This window comes from Pseudomonas sp. FP2254, assembly GCF_030687695.1.
GTDB classification, from domain to species: domain Bacteria; phylum Pseudomonadota; class Gammaproteobacteria; order Pseudomonadales; family Pseudomonadaceae; genus Aquipseudomonas; species Aquipseudomonas quebecensis.
Window position 1 is genome coordinate 3,556,508 of record NZ_CP117444.1, and the last position, 22,705, is coordinate 3,579,212.

Below are 22,705 nucleotides of genomic sequence, written 5' to 3' on the forward strand. Positions count from 1 at the left end.
GGAGCTCGTATGTCGCAACGTCCCATTACCTCCACCACCGATGGCCGCCTCAACCTTGAGCAGCAGCGCAAGCGCGCCAAGGAACTGCTGACACGCCTGAAAGCCCACGACGCTCACGCAACCTTGTCCCAGGCCCAATGGCAAATCGCCAAACAATTGGGTTTCAGCAGTTGGCCCAAACTCAAGGCCCATGTCGACGCCCTCGACTTCGCCGCGCGCCATCCCAACTTCCAAGCCAGCGACGAAGCCCGCACCACCCATTGGCGCTGCGGCAGTGACATCGCCCATACCTTGCAACTGGCCGGGTTCCAGGGCCAGTTCCGTATGCTCACCGATCCGCTGTGCATGGGCCCGGTACGCGACCTGCCCGCCGAGGAATTTCGTGCCCTGCGCAGCGCCTTCATCAGCCAGACCTTTGCCATGGACCTGACCACCGTGGCGCAGCGGGTCGACAACGAATACCAGCACCTGCACGCCCTGGCCGACGATGCACCGAGCGTACTGTGGTGCGAAGCGGACGCCTACGATCAACTGTTCCTGATTCGCGCCCTGGCAGGCCTGGACCGAGCACCACGCCACTTGGAATTGATCCAGGTTGATTGCATTCCCGGCGTCGAACGCTTTATCGGCATTGGCCAATTGGCCCCGGATGTGCTCGCCTGGCTCTGGCCACAGCGGCGCCGGATCAACGACGACGCGGTGCAACTGGCCAAGCAGGCCTGGTCGGCCTATTGCAATCCGTCACCGCTCCGGCTGGCGCAACTGGCACACACCTATCACCCCGCCCTGCCATTGCTGGCCCCGGCACTGTTGCGTCAATTGCAGGAACTGCCGGGCGCCCAGGACGGCCTGTCGCTGACCGAGCGCCTGGCCCTGACCTGCCTCGCCGACACCGGGCCCATGGCCTTCGGGCAGGTATTCGCCGAGCTGATGGCCAAGCGCGAGCCGCTGCCGTTTCTGGGGGACATGATGTTCCACGCGCTGTTACGGCCGCTCATCGATGGCAAGCAACCCTTGCTTACGGAAAGTGAAACGCAACTGGAATGGCCCCGTCGCGTACTCGACCTGACGCCCCTGGGCCGTCAGGTGCTCAGTGGTCAAGCGTATTGGCCCGAACATGCCTCTCACGCACGCTGGGTGGGCGGCACCTGCATCCGCCCCGGCGAGCCGCATTGGGCGATTGACCAGGCGCTGCGGCCGATGTGGAGGACGTCCTAAAACGAGGCGGCTGAAAAGGTGCGGGGACGCGGCGTACCCAACCACGTGGGGATTGATTTTCATCAACCCGCCCGTGCTTCGCCGCTATGAGAGCGACTTCAGGCCTTCACGTTCTGCCGGATATTCCAGCCGAACCTCACGGGCCCACCCTCCTTGGCACCATCGGCTTTCTGAGCTTGGTAGCTGACGTCAACGGTGGCGAAATTCAAGGCGATGCTGTCGAAGAGCACTTCGTCCTGATTATTGGCACCGGTGCCGTAGGACACCACCATCACTTCCTTCAGGGTGATCACCAGATACTCCACTGGGCTGGAACCGCCCGCTTTGCGCACCACCAATCGTGCTTCGGGATAATGCTTGCCGCTGGCGCAGGCCATCATCAGGTTAGGGCTGGATTTATCCAGCGGCTTTTTCAGGTTCAGGTTGGCAATGTTGACCTTGCCCGTGCCCCCTCCGGTGCCTGAATGCATTGACCCGGTCTGCGACAGCCCCCACGCCCATTCGGTGATATCAATCTCGTCGCGATGGGCCTGGTCCCGTGATTCACCCTTGATATCGCCCAGTTTCAAAAACATATCGACTGCCATGTTGGTTCCTTGTCCTGTTGTTCGTCGGGAGTGACGTGGGGCGCACTGTTCCCGAATCGAGACGGCGCTCACAAGATGGTAAAGCTGGATCGGGAAGTGCCCGTCTTGAAAAGACGAAACGTCCGACATTAATTTGCGCTGCTGCGTCTTTACTCTCTCGACTCCCCAAAAACCCAGGAGTTAAGGAATGACAACCGCCCTGCTCAAGGATGGATTTCCCTCGGCCCACCACACTACCCGCCAACGCATTGAAAACAGCATCGACCTGCGTCGACTGTTCTTCGCCATCGACAGCGACCCGGTGCTGATTGGTGCGGGCGTGGTGTATATCGATGAGGGCTTCAACGTGGTCACGCTGCGTGAGTTCCAGGCGATGTGCAGTGTGCAGCCCATTAAGGTGGTGTTGCGTGAGGCGCCTCGCTATGTAGGGCCGGTGGAGTTCAAGCGGATGTTGGAGCATGAGCCGCGGGAATCGCGGTTGGTGAGTGAAGCGTTGAATACGGCGGTGACGTGTGCGGGGGCGATACTGAGTTGGGTGGTGATTTCAAGTGGTTTTGCACTGATGCCTTTTACAGCAGGGACGAGCGCGGTGATTTCCTTCGTGGGTCAAGCCGCAGCGGTGGCGGGTACGGCGCAGTGTATCGCTGGTGTCCTCCGAACGGGGTCAGAAGCCGCTTTCCCGGAATTCAATGATTATTTAGATAGCGAATCCTGGTATCAAGACGCAACGGTAGTGCTGGACGGAGTGGCATTGCTGGGCGTTTCAACTTCGATGTTAGTCACAGTGAAAGCCATTACTACAACCACAAGCGTATCCGGAAAATCCGTCCGCCAAGCACTCAAAGGATTGACTCGCCAGGAGCGGACTAAACTCAATGATGAGTTGCTGAGCATTCGAGACCCGAGGTTAACGCCCAAATTGCTCAAGTTGGAAAAAGCCAAGGGCAGACTCCCCAAGCGTATCAGCGCCGCAAAGATGCAGCATGCAACCGCTACCCACATTATGGACGTACTGGCTGCGACGCTTAGCTTCACCAGTAGTGCAACCAACGGAAATGTCAGGACGCTCGCAATAGGCATCTACGAGGAACTCAGCCAGTGAGCAAGCAGAACGGAATAAAAAACGAATATTACTCGGCCGTCTTTATTGAAAACCCTTGGACATTAATCAAGCGGTACATGCCGGTAATCGGAGCAGACCTGCTTGTCGCATGCGCCTCAATAGGATTGACGGCAATCCTGGCAATGCTCACTTATCTCTCGACGTGCCCCACAGGTTTTGCCACCAAAACATCTTTTTTCGGCGCTACGGGACTTGGCGCAGTATTCGCCCTCGCCAAATACGAAGTGCTCTACGGCCGCATCCATTGTGTCTGGATAAACGTCGCGATATACCTCATCTGCCTGTTGGTAGCACTTCCCACCATCGCCTACCGCCCCAACACTTACCTTTACGCCATCTGCCTGCTCTGCCCCTTGACCGGCCTGTTGATCCTCAACAGCAATCGCTGCCGCGAACTGCGCCACAAGATGGTAGACATCCGCCACAAGCGCGAAGACATCATCGCGACCCTGAAAAAACAAGGCCGCTGGAAATGGTGGTAATCCCACTCACAAACAAGGACAAGCCATGCAGAACATCAACACCCTCCTACGCCAATTCAGCGCCGAAGGCGCCACCCATCTCTACTCCAGCCCGCCCTCGGTGCTCACCCCCGCCGACCTGTATCGGGCCAAGGATGATGCCCGTTACCGCGAGCTGATTGCAGGCAGTAATATCTACCTCATCACCGCGCGGCGCCGGGTGCTGATCAACCCCTACGACGTTCAATTGCTCGACCGCACACTCCACGGCAGTTTCCTGGTGATGGACGAGCTGGGGGTGCGGTCCGTGCCTTTTCGCTATGACATCCCGCCGATCACACCGGACGATCACGATGCCATCGAACAAGTAACCGTTGCGCCAAACGGCACGCATTTGCTGATCATCACTGCCTCACGACAGATCACCACCGCCGCGCATATCGTGGTCGCGAGCGCCAGCAGTGCGCTTGAAGCCGACCACCGGGATATGGACGTGCTTTATGTCGGCCAGGGTATCGGCCGAGTCAATTCGCGTAGCGCTGTCGACCGTTTGCTCAACCACACCACCTTGCAACGCATCCTGGCCGAGGCCTCGACCAACCACCCGGAGCTGGAGATTTCGCTGCTGCTGTATCGCTTCGAATACGGCCGGACAATGATCAGCAATGGCGGCGACCTCAACCTCGACCCGCTTGCCAGCGAGCAGGAGGAGCACGCGCACTTCGAGCGGCTGCGCTCAGTGCGACTGAACCGCGATGAGGTGATCACCTTGGCGGAAGCGGCGCTGATCAACCATTTCAAACCGCACTACAACACCTTGCTCAAGTCCACGAACTTCGCTGCACATCACAAGATCAAACCGCTGAAAAAGCTACTGGCCAGGGGTATCACCGGTCTTACGGTGGAGATTTGCACGTCAAACATCAACGCACGCCTCAGCACCCGTGACGCGCTGCCGCTGGACCTGACCACGATGATGCCCACCCATGTTCTGGAGGGGCAGGCCTTCAGCGACGAGCAGCAAAAACAGGCCTGGTTCGAGGAGTTGCGGGTCATGGCGCACACCCAATACGCCAGCTTCCCGCTGACCACGCCCGAGGAGCGCGATACCTTCATGCATGGCATGGTGTGGGTCGGGCAGACACAGCGGGAACAGATGTGGCCGATGCACGGCGAGGCCAACAAGTAGAACGCGCAGAGTCCAGTGATCTGTTCCTTCATGAGCCAACATAAACCACCTGTGGCGAGCGGGCTTGCCCCGCGTTGGGCTGCGCAGCAGCCCCAAAACATAGCCCGGAGCTGCCTGGCACACTGCGGTGCTCTTATTGGGGCTGCTTCGCAGCCCAACGCGGGCGGTGCGACGATTCGACAAGCCCGCTCGCCACAGAGGACCGAACGGCATCATTACTCTTCAGGCGGCGGGGTGGGTTTTATCCAACGCCTTGTCCACCAGCAGTTGCACACCTTCGAGCATTCGGCATAGGCCCAACGCTACATTGCGCTGAGCCCCGTCAATTTCGAAGGCGAGGTGGGCGGCGATTTCGTTGATGGAAGCCAAGTCCTGGGAGGCGTTGACCAGCAAGGTTTCCGTGTCCAGGTCAGCGCGCACGGTGAAGAGCCCGTCGCTGGGTTCGGGTGTTGGTTTTTCAGGGTTCAGGTAATGGTTGATCGCACGGTAGGCCACGTCGTGCAGGGTGCCGGGGTCGAAGTCTTGAGGGCCTGGGGGGTTTGGACTGTCTTTAATCATGGTGCAACTCCTTGGGGAATGGAGCTGCCACGGTTCGCGGTCAAACGAAATAGGGTGGCAGCTATACGCGGGTTGACCGACCGGTCCCAAGGAACACCGGCATACCCGAAGGTATCCCGCGTACAGCTGCCGCGACACGATACAGCAGACGTAAAAAAAACGCCTGAGTCGATGTTGGCACAGGTGTACTTGGGATGCCGGACGGTCAAATCCGGTCGCTGAATTGGCAGCGACGGTCAGGAGGTTAGTCAGCGCAGTTCCGAGCGACAACCTGAAAGCCTTGTCGGAAAAGTCCGAGATCAACAATAGCGTCTTGTGGAGATCCAAACCCGTGTTTGCCGAACCACGCTCTATCAGAACGAACTGGAAGTGGCGCGAGGGACTGTCGACATCATGCCAGGCACGCGCGCGCAAGTAACACTGAGTGCACAGTTGCCGCAGGGCCGCGTGAAGTGGCAGATCGGCGTAGCGGATGGCACGCTGGCGGGTTTCCTTAACGCCAATCGACTGGCGTCCGAACACCCTTCTGACTCACGCATGGCGCCCTGGAAACCGCTGATCTATACGGTGGGGAGCAGCCCGTTGACCGACTTTCCGGCCGTGCAGTGGCGAGACGGCAACTCCCCGACAAGGATCAATTTTCGCGTCCGGTAAGACGGGCGATGGTTTTTTAAGCCCTGCGTTTGTGTACGACTGTGTTCAATGGATTGAGCAGTAAAGACGAGGCTCGCAAACCACTGGAATCTTGCATAAGCCATATCAGTCGACCGCATTCCTGTGGCCTGGTTTACTGAGCGGGCCGCAGCAACTGCATCTGCTGGCGATAATCATCCGTCACCTGCCTTGCCTGGCTGCTGCTGGTGATGACCCTTGGCGTGATCAACACGATCAGTTCGGTGCGGTCCTTGGATTTGCTGGTGTTGCCGAACAGCCAGCGCAACCCCGGAATTTTCCCGAGGTAAGGCACGGCACTGACACTCTCGGCGTTGTCCTGCTTGATCAGCCCTCCGAGCAATACCGTCTGCCCACTCTGCACCGCCACCTGGGTCGATACCGAGCGCGTGGAGATGCGTGGATTGTTTTGCGTGTCGCCATTGCTCGTCTGGTCCTGGGCATCGCTGACCTGCTGCTGGATATCCATGTACACCAGGCCACCCGGATTGATTCGCGGCACTACGTCGAGGATCACGCCGGTCTGCACATATTCAACACTGCTCAAGGTGGTATCGGAGGTGCCGGTATTCACCGTGGTCTGGCTGATGGGGATGTTGTCGCCCACCTGGATCTGCGCCGGCTGGTTATTCATCACCACCAGCGACGGTGCCGACAGCACTTGGGTGCGACCGTTGGTTTCCAGAGCGTGCAGCGCCACCTGCAGGTTGGAGCTGACGAAGGAATAGAACAATGAATCCGTCGCCCCCAGCCCTGCCCCGCCACCGCCCAGCGCACCCTGGCTCCCGGCGGCGTTGGCCACGGTGGTGCTGGTGGAATTACCGGCCAGGCGTCCCAGATACCACTGCACGCCGAGGTCCAGTTCGCCGGTGAGTTTGACTTCGAGGATGCGCGTCTCGATCTGCACTTGCAGCGGCGGGTTATCGAGGCGCTTGATCGCCGATTCGATCTCTTTCCACTGCACCGGGCGCGTGCGCACCAGCAGTTGGTTACTGCTCTTTTGCGCGGTGATGCGGGTACCGGCGTCGAGGCTTTTGGCCGGGGCGTCTTCGCTGGTGACCTGCTCGGCGTTGTCCTGCTCGGCTTCGGGCTCCTGCTCCTCTTCTTCTGCGGCGGGTTGGTTGCCATTGAGGTTGTTGCTCAGGCCGCCGGGCGTGCTGCCGGACGTACTGTTGGTGCCTGGCGAGGACAAGGTCGCGGTGCGCAAACCGGGGGCGACCTTGGCCGGAGCGTCGTCCTTGATCGCGCCCGTGCCGTAGATCTGCCGCAGGTACTTGGCCAGGTCGGTGGCCTTCATGTTGCGCACGTCATACACGTACATCTGCGGCTCGTTGCCGCCGCCCTCGTCGATGGTGTGGATCCAGTCACCGACTTCGCTGAGATACTGCGGTTGCGAGGAAATCGCCACCACCGAGTTGGTCCGTTCGATCGGCAGGAACCGCACCATGCCCGCCAACGGCATGCCGCTGTCGGGGCCGAACATCTTTTGCAGCTCGGGCATCAGCTCGGCCACCGAGGCGCGTTGCAGGCCGAACACGCCCACCGACATACCCTTAAGCCAATCCACATCGAAGGTGTCGATGGTGTCCTGGTAGTTGGCCAACTCTTCCGGGGTGCCGGCCAGGCTCAGCACATTGCGCGCCGGGTCCACCAGCAAGAATGCATTTTCGCGGGCGAACGGTTTGAGCAGTTTCTGCATCTCGGTGGCCGAGATATAGCGCAGCGGAAATAGGCGCGCCGACAAGCCGCTGGACGGCTGGGCCACGCGCATCTGCGGCACCAGCTTGCCCGCCACCGCCTGGTTGGCCGGCAGGATCACGTAGCGGTTGCCTTGCCGGATCATGGCGTTATCGGTCCAGGACAGCAGGGTTTCGAGGATCGACAAGGCCTGCTGCTTATTCACCGGTTTGGAGGTGGAAAAACTGACGTTGCCTTTCACGCCCTGGGCGATGCTGTAGTTCTCGTGCAACAGGTCGCCCATCACGCTGTTAATCACCGCTTCAATGGGCTGGTCGGCGAAGTTGAACACGATGTCACCCCCGCCCTCCTCGCGGCCGGCGGGCGCCGCACTTGGCGGGCGGACGAAGGACTGATTGCCACGGATCAGTTGACGCTGGGGCGGGGTCTTCGCGCTGGGCTGGGTGCTGTCGAGCGGTGCCTGTTCAGCCGCCGGGGCCACCGGCGGGCGTTGCGAACCGGTGCCTTGCAGCGCCTCGTGCAACAGCGCCGGGTCGGCATCCAGGTGCTCGGGAAAGGTCCCGCAGCCACCGAGGGTGACGGCGGTGGCCAGGCAAAACGCAGTGGTGCGCAAAGCGCCAGGGAAAGTATCGATCAAGGGGTGGACTCGTGAGGAAGGGTAATCGGGGGCGTGGTGGACGGTGGCGGCAAACGCGGGGTATTCAGGCTCAGGGTGTGCGTGCGGCCATCCAGCACAAAACGGGCGTCGCGGGCGGTCAGCTGTTCGAGCCGCCAGCCGTTGGGCAAAGTCTGGCCCTGGTGGACTTTGAGCGGCGGGCCGTCCGCGCGCTTGAGCAGCGCCACCTGTACGTTGCCGTCCAGGATGATGCCGGTCAGCACCAGGCTCGACAGGTCGGACACACCCGCCTGGCCGACGGCGCGGTCGGGGCTGCGATCCGGGCTGAACAGCGGCGCCTGCCAGGTTCCGGCCAGGCTGTCGAGGCTGGCACTCGGTGCATTCAGCACCTTGGCCGCTGCCTGGGTGCGCGCATCGGGCGCAGGCGCCGGCAGCCATTCGGGCGCGTCGCCGATGCTGCTGAGAATGCCGACCATCAGCAGGCTCAACACCGCGGCAACGCCAAGCAGGAGCCATTCAACGGGGCGCAGTGCACTGATCATGGCTGCACCTGCCGCGCGCCCGCCGGTTGCAGGTAGCCGCGCACCAACAGGTGCACCACCAGCTTGCCGGCACCGCCACTGACCGGCGCGTTGGGCGCGCGGCGGATGCTCATTTCATCGACGAACAGAAACGGCCGCTGATATTCCAGCTCATGCACAATCGCGGTCAACGGCTCGATGGCGCAGTTGAGCGTGAGGCTGACCTTGACCTGGCGATAGGGCTCGCTGTCGTCCTGTTGAGGGGTGATCGGCATGCGCTGGGTCAGGCTGCAACCGCCGCCGACCGTGGCGCGGCTGTTGATCAGGTCGGCGATGCGTTGCATCAGGTCGGCGGCGACCGCGCTGGGGTCATCGCCCGGCAACAGGCTGGTGCTGCTGGCCGGGTCCTGGCGCGCCTGCTCCAATTGTTGACGCAGGCTGTCGCCCTGGCGAAGCACGCCGGCGTAGCGTTGCTGTTGCTCACGCAGCTGCTCGGCCTGCTCGCTCATGGCGCGCAAGGGCCCGGCGAACCAGCTGTCGATCAACAGCCAGTAGACGGCTCCGAGCACCACGGCCAGGCCGATCAGGGCGGCGCCACGGCGTTCACGGGGTGTCAGCGGTCGGCGCATCAGCGGCCTCCTGGTGCAGGTGGGCGCGCAAGGAAAACTGATCCTTGCCGGTTTGCGCATCGGGTTGAATCACCCCTTCGAACTGGGCGTTTTCCAGGCTGCGGCAACCTTTGATTCGGGTGATCAGCGCGCTGGCCTTGGCGCTTTGCCCGGAGAAGGACACCTCGGCGCCGTCGTTGACTTCCAACTGATCGAGCCAGGTGTCGGGCGGCAGGCACGCGGTCAGTTCATTGAGCAGCGCCGACAGCGGCGGTTGCGCCATTTTGCGGCGAATCAGGTACTGCGCGGCGCCCCGGGTATTGAGCAGTTGCTGGCGCAGCGCCTGAATCTCGGCCACCTGGTTTTTTTGCTCGCGCACACTCTGCTGCATGGCCTCCAAAACCCGCTGGCGGTCGTCGAGCCACAGCAGCATGGCACCGATCATCAAGGCGCCGCACAACCACGGCAGGCTGCGTTGCAGGCCCTTTCCGGGCGGGCGCTGACGGCGGCGCAGCGGCAGCGGCAACAGGTCTACACCAAGGGCGTTGCCCGTGGCGTCCTGCACATCCACCGCATGGGGCCGCAGCCCCAGATCGGCGCAGTCGGCGAGGATCTGGTCCAGACGCTCGCGCAGAACGGCTATCAGCGTTACTTCTACATAGGCTGGCGTGCGCCGCTCCTGGCGAACGACGAAATAAAGTTGCGCCGCCTCGAACGGGGTGAAGCGATCCAGTTCGTAGCCGACCACGGTAGACAGGTTGCGCGCGGCGGCCGGCGGCAGCCGCAGGGTTTGTATCAGCACCGTTTGCGCAGTCAGCACCAGCACCTGGCGCACCTCGCCCACCACGGGCGGTACGGCGGCGGTCAGCGGCCAGTGGTAGAGCCGGTCCGCAATATCGTGCAGCAACAACCAGCGCGGCAGGCAGCCGCGCAGTTCCTTGAGCCACAGCCGCCAGCCCTGTTGCAACAGGCTGCCACGCCAGCGCTGGGCGATAGGCGCCGTGAGCGGCCGCACGCGCGCCGCGAGGTAGTCATTCATTCTTGCCAACGGAGTACTCGATAAGGTTGCGCGCTGCCTTGCGCGGGGCTCAATAACACGGTGGCCTGCAACCGGGCGTGGTAGCCGCCGGGCCGTTCGGCGTGGCTGTCGATCACCAGCACCTCGCCGGGGTCGGCGCCCACCGCACTCAGGGGCGGCAGGTTCAGGGCGCGGCGCATCAGGGCGCTGGCGAAGGCCGCATCGGGCCGGTCCAGGCCGCTCCACAGGCTGATCTCGGGGGCCAGCGCGCTGTACAGCTCCTGGGTCATGCCCGGCAACTGACGTACTTCTTCAACCACGCGAAACGGCGCCAGGCCCTGGTTGCGACGGGTCTCCAGGGCTCGCGCCAACTGGTTGGCCTGGGCCTGGCTGGCCCCGCAGGCCAGGGCCAGGCGGGCAAAATCGGCCACCTCGGCGCTGTTCAAATACAACTTGCCGCGCTCGCTGCGCAGGCTGACGCGCAATTGCGCATCGTCGAACACCAGTGGGATTTCGCGCCCATCGGCGATCCACTGTTTGCGCTGCTGCGGGTCGGCGAACGCCTGCATCGCCAGGGCAATCCCCGCTTCGGCGGCCAGCACCGCCTGGGTGTGCTGGCGATGCCACGCCGCCTGACGCGTCTGCAACTGCACCCAGCCGGCCAGGCCGCCCAGCAGCAGGCTGAGCAAGGCCAGCACCCACAGCACCAGCAGCAACGCGACACCGCGCTGATGGCGGATCATTCCGGAGCTCCGCTGGACAGGTTCAGGCGCAGCGCAATCACTTGGGTTACCCACGGCACCGGCCCGTTGACCTGCGCGGCAATACGCACCGCCTGGGGCAGCCGCCGCGACCACGGCCAGGCACTGATCCAGCCGGTGGGCTGGCCCGTGGGCGACAGGCCGCGATAGCTCAATTGCAAGTCCTCGACATCGCTGAGCAGCACCTGGGGCTCGCCGCGTGACGCCGGCACGCTGGCCTGGGCCGGCGTTTCAAACCGCGCGAACGTGACCTGCAAATCACGCGGCGCCGCGCCCGCGGTCAGTTGCAAGGTGAACCGCTGGATGCCGCCGCCGAGCACGCCGGGCAAGGTCGCGACAAATTGCATGCGCTGGGCGCTGCCGATGAAAAAACCGTCGGTCTGGCTGTCATCCTCGGTGACGTCCAGGGGCAGCGCCTCGCTGATCGAGCTGCGCAAAAATTGCTGCGCCGCGCGCATTTCATCCAGGCTCACCGTATACCGCTGCGCCTTGAGCACCGCTCGATTCGCTCCCAGCAGCGCACCGCCGACCAGCACCAGCAGTACCCCCAGCAAGCTGATGACGATGAGGATTTCCAGCAAGGTAAAGCCCTGTTGTCGCGTGTTCACAGGCTCGCCCCGCGTAATTTCAGGGTGCTGAATTGCGCGCTGCGCGAGCCTTCGCGAACGCTCAGGTCGAGGCGGAACAGGTGCGGCTGGCCGGGGCGACCGGGTTGCTGGGCGATGCGCAACTGCCAGGCGATGCCGTCCAGTTCGCCCTGGCGCACACCGTTGGCGAGGGGCCCGGAGGCTTCCTGGTCCATCACGCTGAGGGCGGCGTGGCTGAGGCGGTCGCTGTGGGTCACTTGCAGCAGCGAACGGGCGCTTTGGCCAAAGGCGACCAGCAGCACCGTGCTGCACAGGGCCATCAGCAGCAGCGCGGCGAGCATTTCCAGCAAGGTGAAACCGCCCTGGTTTTTCATGGCAACGCCTTGGATTGCACGCTGCCGGTCAGCCAGCCGACGTCGATGCGCCAACGCCGCGTGCCGTGGGCCAGCAGCAGGTGGCCACCGGTGGAGCTGCCGTCGGGGTAGAACTCAATCGCGGAGCCGGCCTGCTCGGCGGTGTGGAGGGTCACTTGCAGGTCGGCGGGCCAGTGTTTTGGCGGGCGATCCGGGGCCTGGAAACGGAGTGTTTTCAGGTCGAACAATGTACGTTGCGTGGCGCCACTGACAATCGCCCGCGCCCGTGTGCTGCGCAGCGCTTCAACCATCTGCCCCACTACCTGGCGTTCCTTCGCCGCGCGCAGGCCTTGTTGCAGACCAAACCCTACCAGGCCGGCCGCCAGGCTGATCAGCACGATCACCACCAGCATTTCCAGCAGGGTAAAGCCGCGTTGGCGGGTGGGCATGGGTTATTCCCAGTTGCCCAGGTCGGCGCTGTAGCCATCGCCGCCGGGCTGGCCGTCCTGGCCGTAGAAAATCAGGTCGAAGGCGCCGTGTTCGCCGGGGAAGCGATAACCGAAGGCGTGGCCGAACGGGTCTTTGAGGTCCGACGGTTTGGCATACGGGCCGGCCCAGCCGGTGCTGTTGGCGGGCTTGTCGACCAATTGCTGCAAGGTCTTGGGCGGCGAGCCGACGTCCAGGCCATAGCTTTCGATCTTCATGCTCAGGCTGGCCAGTTGGGCCTTGCCCGCGCCGTACTTGCCCTTGTCGACGTTGCCGCCGACCTGGCGCACCACGATGGTCGCGACAATGCCCAGCAGCACGATCACCGCGAGCATTTCCAGCAAGGTAAAACCGCCCTGGCGGCGGGCGGGCTTGAATCGGGTATGACGCATGGGAGTGGGTCCTTGTGGGTTCATATATTGCTGGTCAGGCTCATCAGCGGCAGCATGATCGCGAGCATGATCACCGCCACCAGCACCGCCATGACCACGGTCAGCGACGGCACCAGCGCGGCCAGCAAGCGGTCGATGCCGCGCTTGGCTTCAACGTCGAACACGTCGGCGACCTTGAGCAACATGCCGTCCAGGTCGCCGGCCTGTTCGCCGACTTCAATCATTTGCAGGGCCAGGTCCGGCAGCAGCGGCTCGGTGCCGAACGCACTGGCCAGGGTGCCGCCACCCTTGACCGACTCGGCGGCCTGGGCCACCTGGGCCTGCAGGGCACGGTTGGTGCAAACCTGTCGCGCAATCACCAACGCGTGCAGCAGGGCCACGCCATTGCTGAGCAAGGTGCCCAGAGTGCGTGCCAGACGCGCCGCTTCGACCCGTTGCAGCAACGGGCCGATAACGCGCAGGCCAAGCACGCGGCGGTCAAATTGTTCACGGCGCCGAGGGTCTCGCAGGCGCGCGGCCAAGGCCCAGACCGTCACGATCAGCCCGGCCAGCACGGCCAATCCATAAGCGCCGAGAAATTGCCCAAGGCCCAGAATCACTTCGGTGATCAGCGGAATCGGCACGCCCAGGTCCTTGAAAATCGGCACAAACTGCGGCACCACGTAGGCCAGCAACAGCGCCAGCGAACCGAGCACGCCCACCACCAGAAACGCCGGATAGATCAGGGCGTTGATCACCTCGCCTCGCAGCAACTGGCTGCGTTCCAGGTAATCGCTGAGCTGGCGCAGGGTGTTTTCCAGGGCGCCGCCCGCTTCACCGGCGCGCACCATGCTCAGGTACAGCGGCGAGAACTGCCCACCCTCCTCTTCCAGGGCTTTCGATAACGGCTGGCCGGCCTTGACCTGTTCGCGGATGCGCTCGATCAGCGCGCGGGTCTGCGGTTGGCCGGGTTGTTTGAGCAGGATGCCGAGGGCGCGCTCCAGGGGTTGGCCGGCGCCGAGCAACGTGGCCAGTTGCTGGGTAAAGCTGACGAGGGCGGCGCCGTTGAGCTGGCCACGGCCCAAGGCTTTATGCAGGCCGCTCAGGCCGGCGGGGTCGACCTGCAACACCAGCAGGCCGCGCTTTTGCAACAGGGCCACGGCGGCGGGTTGATCCTTCGCATCGACGGTGCCGTTCTGCGGCGCACCCTGAGCATCGAGGGCGCGGTATTTGAACAGGCTCACGTGCCCTCCCCACGCGTCACACGCAGCACTTCTTCCAGCGAGGTCACGCCGGCCAGGGCCTGGCGCAAGCCTTCTTCATGCAGGGTGTGCAGACCGCTGCGACGCGCGGCCTGCTCCAGGGTGGCGGCGTCGGCCTGGCGCATCAGCAGGCTGCGCAGTTCGTCATTCATCACCAGCAATTCGGTGATCGCGCTGCGGCCGCGATAACCACCGGTGCCGGGGCGATAGAGCACAATCGGACGCTGGTCCGTCAGGCGGTCCAGGCCATGTTCTTCGACCAGTTCAGGCGGCGCTTCAAAGGCCACCCGCGTGGCCGGGTCAAGCCGGCGCACCAGGCGCTGAGCCAGAATGCCGTTGACCGTCGAGGCGATCAGGTAGCTCTCCACGCCCATGTCCAACAGGCGCGTGATACTCGCCGCCGCGCTGTTGGTGTGCAGGGTCGACAGCACCAGGTGCCCGGTCAGTGAGGATTGGATGGCGATGCGGCAGGTCTCCAGGTCGCGGATCTCGCCGATCATGATCACGTCCGGGTCCTGACGCACGATGGAGCGCAGCGCCCCGGCAAAATCCAAGCCGATGGCGGGCTTGACCTGGATCTGGTTGATGCCTTCGAGCTGGTATTCCACCGGGTCTTCCACGGTGATGATCTTGCGCTCGGCGGTGTTGAGCCGCGACAGCGCGGTGTACAGCGTGGTGGTCTTGCCCGAGCCGGTCGGGCCGGTGACCAGCAGAATGCCGTGGGGCCGTTCCAGCACCTCGAGAAAAGTCTGCAGGCGCGCACCGTCAAAGCCCAGGCTCTGGAAATCGAAGCGCACGGTCTGCCGGTCGAGCAGGCGCATCACCACCGACTCGCCAAAACTGGTGGGCACCGTGGACACCCGCAGGTCCAGTTCCTTGCCTTGGATGCGCAGCATGATCCGCCCGTCCTGGGGCAGGCGGCGCTCGGCGATGTCCAGGCGCGCCATGATCTTGACCCGCGAAATCACCGCCGCCGAGGAACTGGACGGCGGTGCTTCGGCGTCGTGCAGCACGCCGTCGATGCGGTAGCGCACCTTGAGCTGGTTTTCGAACGGTTCGATATGAATGTCCGAGGCACGCTGCTCGACGGCGCGCTGCAGGATCAGGTTGACCAGGCGAATCACCGGCGCTTCAGAGGCCATGTCCTTGAGGTGCTCGATGTCTTCCAGCGCGCCGCCCTGTTCGTCGAGGTTTTCGATCAGGGTGCCCATGGCTGAGCGGCCCTGGCCGTAATAGCGCTCGATCAGAGTATCGACTTCGGTACGTGGCCCCACCGCCAGCCACACCGGCACGTCGCAGGCGTACGCCAGGGCCTGGAACGCATACCGCTGGGCCGGGTTGGCCGACAGCACCGTCAACCCGCCGTGGCTCCAGCCGACCGGCACTATCTGGTAATGACGCATGAAGCGTTCGGTCAATACCGGCAACGGATCGAGCAACGCCGGCGCGGCCTCGGCCGACAGCAGTGGCGCGCCGAGCAGATCCGCCCAGGCGCGGGCCAGTTCGATCTCGGAGACCAGCCCCAGGCGGGTCAGCAGGCCGAGCATTTCGTCGTCGGCGGACTCCTGAGCCAGGCGACGGGCGCGCTCCAGATCGACGGTCTTCAACCCGGCGTGATGCATCAGCCACGCGCAAACCTGTTCGGTGTGCGGGATGGGCAATTGGCAGGCATCGATGGGCGTCGAAGGGCTGGGCATGGGTGACTGTCTGAGGGGCTATGTTCTAAGGGCTATGGAGAAACCGTGTCAGGAGTGGGCTCGCCCACTCCTGCAGGGGAGCGCGTTTACCCGTCAGTTCGAGGCTTTGGGCGCGGTTTGGCTGCTGTTCAGCGGTCGCCCGCCCTTGGTGGTTTCGGCCTTCTGCTTTTTCGCGGCCTTGGCGTCGTGGGCCTGGGTCAACACGGTGGAATCGGCAGCGCCGGACTTGGCGTCGGCGTCGGTGGACTCAGCCGCCATGGCCGCGCCACTCAGCGCGACGCCCAGCACAAAACCGGCACCTAACAGGGAAACTTTCATAAACATTCTCCAGATAAAAACAGCAGGCCGCTCCAGTGGCGCCTTGAACGCGTTCAAGACCCTACACCAAAGCAGTGGGTAAAACAGCTTGTATAAAACATGGCACATTAGAACTACCGGACAAAGCCACTAGTTCGCCATGACGCAATGAATTTTCTTAAACCAATCGACTTGTAGGTTTAGTCTTAGTTCCGAAACGTAAGGAATTATTTCTAATTTCACGCAAAAATTAGCTTTTGTTTGACTTATAACCGCAAGAATTGCCTTAATTGTGCGGTTTTTGCGGTTCAAAATGCCATCGCGTGATATCGCTTAGACACTACTCACAACAATAACTCACACTTTTAATTAACTAATAAACCCGCGAATTTCGCCAAGTAGTTGCAATTAGCCATCGGTTAAAAATTGCGATCAAGGGCAACTATTGCCCAGAAAAAAGTGACGAGCGTGCCCTGAATGACACACGTCTCGTCGCGCCATGTTGAATGACCGTTGTCGGAGAGAGCCATGAGTAAACGCAAAATGATCGGTGCGCAGTCGGCGTTAGCCCTGCTGGCACTGGCGGTGTCCCAAGTGCATGCCGCCACCAGCCCGGCGCTGGACGAAGGACGGATGAGCCGCGCCGAAAAAGCCGCGGATAAAACCCTGGCGAAGATGACCATGGAAGAAAAGCTCGCCTACATCGGCGGCATCGGTGGCTGGGACGTCAAACCGCTGAGCCAATACGGCATCCCGCAGATCCACGGCGCCGACGGCGGCGTAGGCGTGCGCTACACCAGCGAAGGCAACGCCCAGGGCGTGGTGTACCCGTCCGGGCCTAACCTGGCCGCAAGCTGGAACCCGCGCCGCGCCATCGACCTGGGCCGCGCGCTGGGGTATGACACCGCCAGTGGCGGCTATCAGTTCGTCACCGGCCCCGGCGTGAACCTGTACCGCATGCCCTTCAGCGGCCGTGCATTCGAGTATCTATCCGGTGAAGACCCGTTCCTCGGCGCCAGCCTGGGCCCCGCGGTGATCAACGGCATCCAGTCCCGCGGCGTGTGGGCCAACGCCAAGCATTTCGCGGCCAACGACCAGGAAAGCAACCGCTTCCACCTCGACGAAATCATCAGCGAGCGCGTACTGCGCGAGATGACATTGCCGCCGTTCGAGTCCGCCTCCAAGAACAGCAAAGTCGCGATGATGATGTGCGCGTTCCAGAAGGTGAACGGTGAGTTTGCCTGCCAGAACAAACACCTGATGCGTGACATTCTGAAAACCGAATGGGGCTATCCGGGCTTCGTGCAGAGTGACTACAACGCGGTGGTCAATGGCCTGCCCGCGGCCCAGGCCGGTACTGACCTGGACATGATGGGTTACCAGATGAACAGCACGGTGCTCAAGCCGTATCTGGACAGCGGCGAGTTGAGCAGCGCGACCATCGACGACAAAGTGCGGCGCATCCTCAAGCAGATCTACCTGTACAAATTCGACAGCAAGGCGCCGTTGACCAGCCATAACATGAACAGCGCCACCAGCAACCGCGTGGCGCTCAATGCCGCGCGCGAAGGCATTGTGCTGCTGAAGAACCAGAACAACCTGCTGCCGCTGGATGCGAAGAAGGTCAAGCGCATCGCTGTGGTCGGCAGCCTCGCCAAGTACGCGCCACCCACTGGTTTCGGCAGCGCCAACGTGATGGCCGCCAACTACATCAGCGAGCTGAGCGGCCTGCAGCAACTGGCACCGGGCGCCAAGGTGGAGTTCATCGATGGGCTGTCCCTGGACCCGACCACTTCGATCTGGACCCATGTCGACAGCGACGGCAAGCCGGTCAAAGGTCTGAAGACCGAGTTCTTCAGCAACACCAACTGGTCCGGCGAGCCGGCCGCCAGCCGCACCGACCAGCACGTCGACCTGGACTGGTCCACCGACAGCCTGCCGGTCAATGGCGACACCGCCGCGACGTCGATTCGCTACAGCGGGCAGATCACCCCGACCGTCAGCGGCGAGCAGGTGTTCAAGGTGCGCGCCGACGGCGCGGTGCGCCTGTACGTCAACGGTCAGAAAATCCTCGACAACGGAGACGGTAAACCGCTGCCTAACAACAGCATTCCGCCGACCATTCCGGTGTTTGCCAAACTCAAGCTGGAAGCCGGCAAGCCGGTCGATATCAAGCTGGAATATTCACGCCGCAACGGCTACCTCTCGACCATGGGCGGCCTGGTCGGCGTGCAGATGAGCTGGGCCTCGCTGGTCGCGCCACAGGAGCTGGCCAACTACGACGCGGTATTGGTGGCCGCCGGTAACAGCAACGAGTACGAAGGCGAAGGGTTCGACCATAGTTTCGATCTGCCCGAATACCAGAACCTGCTGATTCAAAACATCGCCAAGGTCAACCCGAACACTGTCGTCACCCTGCACGGCGGCACCGGCTTGAAGATGAGTGACTGGGTCGACCAGGTGCCGGCTGCGCTGCATGCGTTCTACCCTGGGCAGAACGGCGGCCAGGCGCTGGCGGAGATCCTGCTGGGCAAGGTCAACCCGTCGGCCAAGTTGCCGATCAGCATTGAGCGTAACATCGAAGACAACCCGATCTACGCGACCTTCCCCACATTCGACAACCAGGAGAAACTGGACCGGATGAGCTACAAGGACGACCTGTTCCTGGGCTATCGCGGCTATGAGAAAAAAGGCATCAAGCCGCTCTATCCGTTCGGCTATGGCTTGTCGTACACCACCTTCGGCTACAGCAATATCAGCGTCACGCCTGGGGTGGCGGTGGCCGGTGCGCCGATCAAAGTCTCGTTCGACCTGGCCAACACCGGCAAGGTCGGCGGTGCCGAAGTCGCGCAGTTGTATGTAGGCCAGAACAACCCGAAAGTCGAACGCGCGCTGAAGGAACTCAAAGGCTACAAAAAAGTGTTCCTCAAGCCGGGCGAGAGCAAGCGCGTCACCATCGAGCTCAATGACCGCTCGCTGGCCTACTACGACGTGGCGAGCAAGCACTGGGTGGTGGATGCCGACAGCTTCACCCTGTCGGTGGGCGCATCGTCCCAGGACATTCGCCTGAACGCCAAGCTGGTCAACCCGTTCCGCCAGGAACTGTCGACCGGCACCAGCAACCCGCTGCCGCGTTCGGCGCTGAACTCGACGTTGCGTGAATCGACGGTCAAGACCGGCGGCGTGCTGCATCAAAACCAGGGTGACAGCGGCACCAGCGACGGTGATGGCTACGACATGAGTGATGACAGCAGCCAGGGCAGCGCTGCGGGCAACTGATCCAGTGCGGCCGGGTGTGGGTGGGCCTGCGCCCTCCCACATGTGACCCGCGCTCGGTTCAGGTTCTGATGGCCGCTTCGACCCGCGTAAGGTAGGTATCGAAGCGCGCCACCAGGTCCACGCGCGCGGGAAACCGCAGCCATTGGATTTGCAGGCCATCCATCATGGCCAGGATTTCTTCCACCAGCCCAGGGATGTCTACATCGCTGCGCACCTCCCCCGCCGAAACCAGCTCGGCGAACTGGTTTTGCAACCGTGCGTGAATCCCCGCATACCGTTCCTGGAACCACGACCAGGCAGGCTGCGTATCGAGCAGGCTTTCGGCATTCAAGATCGTAAAGGCGCGCACCACGCCCGGCGCCGTAGCATTCGAACGATTGATCGCCCGCAGGCTGCCGAGCAGACCGCTCAGGGATTTTTCCGCGCGCACTTGATCGGCAATGCGCTGGTTGACCTCATCGCGGCGTTGCAACACGCCCATCAGCAGCGAAATCTTGCTGGGAAAGTGGTGCAGCAGACCCGCCACGGACAGCCCCGCAATCGCTGCCACCCGAGCCACGGACGCACCGCTGTAGCCTTCCAGGGAAAACACCTGCAAGGCCGCATCCAGCAGCGCTTCGCGGCGTTTTTCACCTTTGGGTGCGCGACGGGTCTTGGGGGCGGGCTCGGTCATGGGGGTATCCTGAGGGGCAGGCATGCACCCTATCCAAATTGCCCCTGGGCCGCAATTCGAAAAGGCGCTGGCGCATTGCGCACGAAGCCGGTGCGACGATTCGACTTGCCTTCGACAGCCATGGGTAGCTGTACAAGCTTAAAGGCTGACACATAACGCTGTGGTGAACGGGCTTGCTGTGATGAGCAAGCCCGCTTCCCCATGCCGATCTGCCTTTAGAAATCGACGGTGGCAGAGAGCAGGTAGGTGCGCGGCGTCGAGAGGGTCAGCCCCGGTTCGCTGTCGTCCGAGGCGCCCGCCGAGCTCCAGTAGCGTTTGTCGGCGACGTTCTCCACGTTGGCGCGCAGGGTGATGTGTTTGTCATCCACCTTGAATGCGTAGCGCGCGCCGACATCGATGCGGTTCCAGGCGTCGATTTCCTTGACGTTGGACTGGTCCAGGTATTGCGAGCTGGAATGGATGCCGCGGCTGGTCAGGGTTAGGCCTTCGAGGATTGGCACATCCCACTCGGCACCGAGGTTGACGTTGTACTTGGGCGTGGCCGGCGCACGGTTGCCGTCGAAAGTGCCGTTGGTGGTGTTTTTCAGTTCGCTGTCGATGTACATCACGCCGCCCAGCAGGCGCACGCCCTTGAGCGGTTCGCCGAACACACTCAGCTCCACACCGTCGTTCTGGCGCTTGCCGTTGGGGCCGAATACGCGGGTGGTGGCGTTGGTCTCGTAGGCCGGCTGCTTGATGCGAAATACGGCGGCGGTCACCGCGAAGGCACCGGCGTCGTACTTGGCGCCCACTTCCACCTGGCGGCTGATGAACGGCGCGAAGATCTGGTCTTCGTTGACCGAGGTGGACGGCGCGATCTTGCCCTGGCTCAGGCCTTCCATGTAGTTGGCGTACAGCGACAATTTGTCGGTGGCCTTGAACAGCAGGCCGCCCGAAGGCGAGATTTTTTCTTCGTCGTAAGCGGTGTCGCCTTTGACGCCGTCGCTCCAGTCGTCGACCTTCACCCGCTGCCAGCGCGCACCCAGGGTGAGCAGCAGGCGATCGTCGAAAAAGCCCAGGGTGTCGGACAACGCCAGGCCGCTGAACGTGTTCTCGGTGTAGACCTTGGCGTCCTGGCGCGTAGGCGTTGACGGCGTCGGCGTTTGCACCGGGTCGTACAGGTTGCTCGGCGCGGCCGCATAGCGCGCGCCGCCGTTAGTGAAGTCCATATAGAAATAGCTGGCCGCCAGGTTGACCTCATGGGTCACCGGCCCGGTGTGGAACCAGTTGCGCACGCCCGCTGTGGCGGTGCGTACGTTTTCATCGCGGGTGAAGTCGCGCGGCTGCACACTGAACGCGCCGGCCGCATTGCTGACGGATACCGCATGGCGCAGGAAATCGTGATTGCTTTTGCGCGCGCCGACACCCCCGTAGAGCATCACGTTATCGCTGAGGTCGAACTCGCCGTTGACCGTGCCGAACGTGTCGTTGGTGCGTGCCTTGCTCCAGGATTGCGCATAGTTGCGGCTTACATCGCTGGCGCGGGGCACCGGGGCGGCGGCGGCGACTTGCACGCGCTCCTGGGGCGCATCGGTGTCGCGCTCGGTGTGGCCGATATCGGTGGAAAGGCGCAGGCGCTCGCCGCGAAAATCCAGGCCCAGTACCGCCATCTCGCGGTCGACGCTCTGGTGGTCCCATTCGGTATCGCCGGACTGTTTCACGCCGTTGAAACGCAGGCCGAACTGATTGTCCTCGCCGAAGCGCCGGCCCACATCCACCGCGCCGCCGGCCTGGCTGTCGGAAGCCCAGGTGCCGGTGAGCGAGGTGATGTCCTTGTCGGTGGCACGCTTGGGCACCACGTTGATGCCACCGCCGACGCTGCCTCGCGGCGAGATGCCGTTGATCAACTGGCTCGGGCCTTTGAGGATATCGACGCGGTCGGCCATTTCCATGTCGATGCTATAGGTGGGCAGCACGCCGTACAGGCCGTTGTAGGCCACATCGCTGTTGAACAGGCTGAACCCCCGGATGGTGAATTGCTCGTAGCGTCCACCGGCCGGGTTGGTGGCGCGCACCGAAGGGTCGCTGGCGATCAGGTCGCCGAGGGTGCGCGCCTGCTGGTTTTTCACCGCTTCCTGGGTGTAGGTGGTGATGCTGAACGGGGTCTCCATGAAGTCCCGCGTGCCCAGCAGCCCCTGGGAGCCACGTCGCGCCACCTGGCCGCCGGCATAGCTGTCGCCGTCGTACAGGCCGGTGGTGCCGAGAATCGAGGTGGGCGCCAGTTCCAGGCTGCTGCCGTCCGGCTGGGGCACCAGCATGTAGGCCTGCTCGCCCATGGGTTGCAGTTGCAGGCCGGAGCCTTGCAGCAGGCGCGCGAAGCCCTCCTCCACGCCATACTCGCCGGACAGGCCGGCGCTGCTGCGCCCGCTGACGAGCGCCGGGTCCACCGACAGGTTGACGCCCGCCAGCCCTGCAAACCGGGTCAATGCCGCGCTCAGGCTGCCGGCCGGCACCTGATAGCTGCGGCGCGCGGCGCTGTCTTCGGCATAGCTGACGGGGACGAACAACGGGCTGGTGCTCAGGCTCACCAGCAGGCTCAGTTTCAGCAAAGGGCGCAAGCGCAGGGGTCGGAAAACGGGCATTGGAGAAGCTCTCGATTTTGTTCACTTGCCTGGAATGACAGGCGAGGTG

General features: G+C 62.9%; 22 protein-coding genes. 6 read left to right on the forward strand and 16 right to left on the reverse strand.

Annotated elements, in window-relative coordinates:
- Positions 1 to 9 precede the first annotated feature (9 nt).
- Complete coding sequence (locus PSH94_RS16235; protein ID WP_305435281.1) at positions 10 to 1,218, forward strand: DUF1835 domain-containing protein; 1,209 nt, start codon at positions 10 to 12, stop codon at positions 1,216 to 1,218.
- Between the two features lie 98 nt (positions 1,219 to 1,316).
- Here PSH94_RS16235 and PSH94_RS16240 read toward each other — a convergent pair whose 3' ends face one another.
- Complete coding sequence (locus tag PSH94_RS16240) at positions 1,317 to 1,805, reverse strand: type VI secretion system tube protein Hcp (protein WP_305435282.1); 489 nt, start codon at positions 1,803 to 1,805, stop codon at positions 1,317 to 1,319.
- Between the two features lie 187 nt (positions 1,806 to 1,992).
- Here PSH94_RS16240 and PSH94_RS16245 point away from each other — a divergent pair, with 187 nt between their 5' ends.
- The 3 genes from PSH94_RS16245 to PSH94_RS16255 are packed head-to-tail and all read left to right on the forward strand — an operon-like array spanning position 1,993 to position 4,578.
- Positions 1,993 to 2,907 carry an NAD synthetase gene (locus PSH94_RS16245; protein WP_305435283.1) on the forward strand — a complete coding sequence of 305 codons (915 nt, stop codon included), beginning with the start codon at positions 1,993 to 1,995 and terminating at the stop codon, positions 2,905 to 2,907.
- On the forward strand, positions 2,904 to 3,410 hold the full coding sequence (locus PSH94_RS16250) for a hypothetical protein (protein WP_305435284.1): 507 nt from the start codon (positions 2,904 to 2,906) through the stop codon (positions 3,408 to 3,410). The genes PSH94_RS16245 and PSH94_RS16250 overlap by 4 nt, the downstream gene beginning before the upstream one ends.
- 25 nt (positions 3,411 to 3,435) lie before the next feature.
- Positions 3,436 to 4,578, forward strand: a complete 1,143-nt coding sequence (locus PSH94_RS16255; protein ID WP_305435286.1) for a hypothetical protein — start codon at positions 3,436 to 3,438, stop codon at positions 4,576 to 4,578.
- A gap of 222 nt (positions 4,579 to 4,800) precedes the next feature.
- On the opposite strand, the gene PSH94_RS16260 is transcribed toward PSH94_RS16255, so the two are convergent.
- A complete protein-coding gene (locus PSH94_RS16260; protein ID WP_305435288.1) occupies positions 4,801 to 5,136 on the reverse strand; it encodes a DUF6124 family protein in 336 nt (111 codons plus the stop codon).
- Between the two features lie 393 nt (positions 5,137 to 5,529).
- On the opposite strand from PSH94_RS16260, the gene PSH94_RS16265 reads away from it, so the two are divergent.
- Positions 5,530 to 5,790: a polysaccharide lyase family protein gene (locus tag PSH94_RS16265; protein ID WP_305435290.1), complete on the forward strand. Its 261-nt coding sequence runs from the start codon at positions 5,530 to 5,532 to the stop codon at positions 5,788 to 5,790.
- 133 nt (positions 5,791 to 5,923) lie between these two features.
- On the opposite strand, the gene gspD is transcribed toward PSH94_RS16265, so the two are convergent.
- From gspD to PSH94_RS16325, 12 genes are all read right to left on the reverse strand, one after another.
- On the reverse strand, positions 5,924 to 8,143 hold the full coding sequence (gspD, locus tag PSH94_RS16270; RefSeq protein ID WP_305435292.1) for a type II secretion system secretin GspD: 2,220 nt from the start codon (positions 8,141 to 8,143) through the stop codon (positions 5,924 to 5,926).
- A complete protein-coding gene (locus PSH94_RS16275) occupies positions 8,140 to 8,664 on the reverse strand; it encodes a general secretion pathway protein GspN (RefSeq protein WP_253508469.1) in 525 nt (174 codons plus the stop codon). The genes gspD and PSH94_RS16275 overlap by 4 nt, the downstream gene beginning before the upstream one ends.
- A complete protein-coding gene (gene gspM, locus PSH94_RS16280) occupies positions 8,661 to 9,272 on the reverse strand; it encodes a type II secretion system protein GspM (protein WP_181081280.1) in 612 nt (203 codons plus the stop codon). The genes PSH94_RS16275 and gspM overlap by 4 nt, the downstream gene beginning before the upstream one ends.
- A complete protein-coding gene (locus PSH94_RS16285; protein WP_181081279.1) occupies positions 9,247 to 10,290 on the reverse strand; it encodes a PilN domain-containing protein in 1,044 nt (347 codons plus the stop codon). The genes gspM and PSH94_RS16285 overlap by 26 nt, the downstream gene beginning before the upstream one ends.
- The gene (locus PSH94_RS16290) at positions 10,287 to 11,012 is read right to left on the reverse strand and encodes a type II secretion system protein GspK (RefSeq protein WP_305435300.1); all 726 of its coding nucleotides are present in this window, start codon (positions 11,010 to 11,012) and stop codon (positions 10,287 to 10,289) included. Before PSH94_RS16290 ends, PSH94_RS16285 begins: the two co-directional genes overlap by 4 nt.
- Positions 11,009 to 11,638, reverse strand: coding sequence for a prepilin-type N-terminal cleavage/methylation domain-containing protein (locus PSH94_RS16295; RefSeq protein ID WP_305435302.1), 630 nt, complete (start codon positions 11,636 to 11,638; stop codon positions 11,009 to 11,011). The genes PSH94_RS16290 and PSH94_RS16295 overlap by 4 nt, the downstream gene beginning before the upstream one ends.
- A complete protein-coding gene (locus PSH94_RS16300) occupies positions 11,635 to 11,991 on the reverse strand; it encodes a prepilin-type N-terminal cleavage/methylation domain-containing protein (protein WP_181081276.1) in 357 nt (118 codons plus the stop codon). The genes PSH94_RS16295 and PSH94_RS16300 overlap by 4 nt, the downstream gene beginning before the upstream one ends.
- Positions 11,988 to 12,419 (reverse strand): type II secretion system protein, encoded by a 432-nt coding sequence (locus tag PSH94_RS16305; protein ID WP_181081275.1) that lies wholly within the window; start codon positions 12,417 to 12,419, stop codon positions 11,988 to 11,990. The genes PSH94_RS16300 and PSH94_RS16305 overlap by 4 nt, the downstream gene beginning before the upstream one ends.
- A 3-nt stretch (positions 12,420 to 12,422) precedes the next feature.
- Positions 12,423 to 12,848, reverse strand: a complete 426-nt coding sequence (gene gspG, locus PSH94_RS16310) for a type II secretion system major pseudopilin GspG (protein WP_181081274.1) — start codon at positions 12,846 to 12,848, stop codon at positions 12,423 to 12,425.
- Between the two features lie 20 nt (positions 12,849 to 12,868).
- Positions 12,869 to 14,071: a type II secretion system inner membrane protein GspF gene (gene gspF, locus PSH94_RS16315; RefSeq protein WP_253508478.1), complete on the reverse strand. Its 1,203-nt coding sequence runs from the start codon at positions 14,069 to 14,071 to the stop codon at positions 12,869 to 12,871.
- A complete protein-coding gene (gspE, locus tag PSH94_RS16320) occupies positions 14,068 to 15,786 on the reverse strand; it encodes a type II secretion system ATPase GspE (protein ID WP_305435305.1) in 1,719 nt (572 codons plus the stop codon). The genes gspF and gspE overlap by 4 nt, the downstream gene beginning before the upstream one ends.
- Positions 15,787 to 15,879: 93 nt before the next feature.
- Positions 15,880 to 16,104: a hypothetical protein gene (locus PSH94_RS16325; RefSeq protein ID WP_181081271.1), complete on the reverse strand. Its 225-nt coding sequence runs from the start codon at positions 16,102 to 16,104 to the stop codon at positions 15,880 to 15,882.
- A gap of 507 nt (positions 16,105 to 16,611) precedes the next feature.
- On the opposite strand from PSH94_RS16325, the gene PSH94_RS16330 reads away from it, so the two are divergent.
- Positions 16,612 to 19,362: a glycoside hydrolase family 3 protein gene (locus tag PSH94_RS16330; protein ID WP_305435307.1), complete on the forward strand. Its 2,751-nt coding sequence runs from the start codon at positions 16,612 to 16,614 to the stop codon at positions 19,360 to 19,362.
- Positions 19,363 to 19,420: 58 nt separating this feature from the next.
- Here PSH94_RS16330 and PSH94_RS16335 read toward each other — a convergent pair whose 3' ends face one another.
- Both PSH94_RS16335 and PSH94_RS16340 read right to left on the reverse strand, forming a co-directional pair.
- Positions 19,421 to 20,035 (reverse strand): TetR/AcrR family transcriptional regulator, encoded by a 615-nt coding sequence (locus tag PSH94_RS16335; RefSeq protein ID WP_305435309.1) that lies wholly within the window; start codon positions 20,033 to 20,035, stop codon positions 19,421 to 19,423.
- 215 nt (positions 20,036 to 20,250) lie between these two features.
- A complete protein-coding gene (locus tag PSH94_RS16340; RefSeq protein WP_305435311.1) occupies positions 20,251 to 22,656 on the reverse strand; it encodes a TonB-dependent receptor in 2,406 nt (801 codons plus the stop codon).
- Between the last annotated feature and the right edge of the window lie 49 nt (positions 22,657 to 22,705).

Excerpts from the sequence above, each read along its gene's own strand:
- PSH94_RS16235 (WP_305435281.1), top strand. The coding sequence starts at position 10 with ATGTCGCAACGTCCCATTACCTCCACCACCGATGGCCGCCTCAACCTT.
- PSH94_RS16240 (WP_305435282.1), bottom strand. The coding sequence starts at position 1,805 with ATGGCAGTCGATATGTTTTTGAAACTGGGCGATATCAAGGGTGAATCA.
- PSH94_RS16245 (WP_305435283.1), top strand. The coding sequence starts at position 1,993 with ATGACAACCGCCCTGCTCAAGGATGGATTTCCCTCGGCCCACCACACT.
- PSH94_RS16255 (WP_305435286.1), top strand. The coding sequence starts at position 3,436 with ATGCAGAACATCAACACCCTCCTACGCCAATTCAGCGCCGAAGGCGCC.
- PSH94_RS16260 (WP_305435288.1), bottom strand. The coding sequence starts at position 5,136 with ATGATTAAAGACAGTCCAAACCCCCCAGGCCCTCAAGACTTCGACCCC.
- PSH94_RS16265 (WP_305435290.1), top strand. The coding sequence starts at position 5,530 with ATGCCAGGCACGCGCGCGCAAGTAACACTGAGTGCACAGTTGCCGCAG.
- PSH94_RS16275 (WP_253508469.1), bottom strand. The coding sequence starts at position 8,664 with ATGATCAGTGCACTGCGCCCCGTTGAATGGCTCCTGCTTGGCGTTGCC.
- gspM (WP_181081280.1), bottom strand. The coding sequence starts at position 9,272 with ATGCGCCGACCGCTGACACCCCGTGAACGCCGTGGCGCCGCCCTGATC.
- PSH94_RS16285 (WP_181081279.1), bottom strand. The coding sequence starts at position 10,290 with ATGAATGACTACCTCGCGGCGCGCGTGCGGCCGCTCACGGCGCCTATC.
- PSH94_RS16290 (WP_305435300.1), bottom strand. The coding sequence starts at position 11,012 with ATGATCCGCCATCAGCGCGGTGTCGCGTTGCTGCTGGTGCTGTGGGTG.
- PSH94_RS16300 (WP_181081276.1), bottom strand. The coding sequence starts at position 11,991 with ATGAAAAACCAGGGCGGTTTCACCTTGCTGGAAATGCTCGCCGCGCTG.
- PSH94_RS16305 (WP_181081275.1), bottom strand. The coding sequence starts at position 12,419 with ATGCCCACCCGCCAACGCGGCTTTACCCTGCTGGAAATGCTGGTGGTG.
- gspG (WP_181081274.1), bottom strand. The coding sequence starts at position 12,848 with ATGCGTCATACCCGATTCAAGCCCGCCCGCCGCCAGGGCGGTTTTACC.
- gspE (WP_305435305.1), bottom strand. The coding sequence starts at position 15,786 with ATGCCCAGCCCTTCGACGCCCATCGATGCCTGCCAATTGCCCATCCCG.
- PSH94_RS16325 (WP_181081271.1), bottom strand. The coding sequence starts at position 16,104 with ATGAAAGTTTCCCTGTTAGGTGCCGGTTTTGTGCTGGGCGTCGCGCTG.
- PSH94_RS16330 (WP_305435307.1), top strand. The coding sequence starts at position 16,612 with ATGAGTAAACGCAAAATGATCGGTGCGCAGTCGGCGTTAGCCCTGCTG.
- PSH94_RS16335 (WP_305435309.1), bottom strand. The coding sequence starts at position 20,035 with ATGACCGAGCCCGCCCCCAAGACCCGTCGCGCACCCAAAGGTGAAAAA.
- PSH94_RS16340 (WP_305435311.1), bottom strand. The coding sequence starts at position 22,656 with ATGCCCGTTTTCCGACCCCTGCGCTTGCGCCCTTTGCTGAAACTGAGC.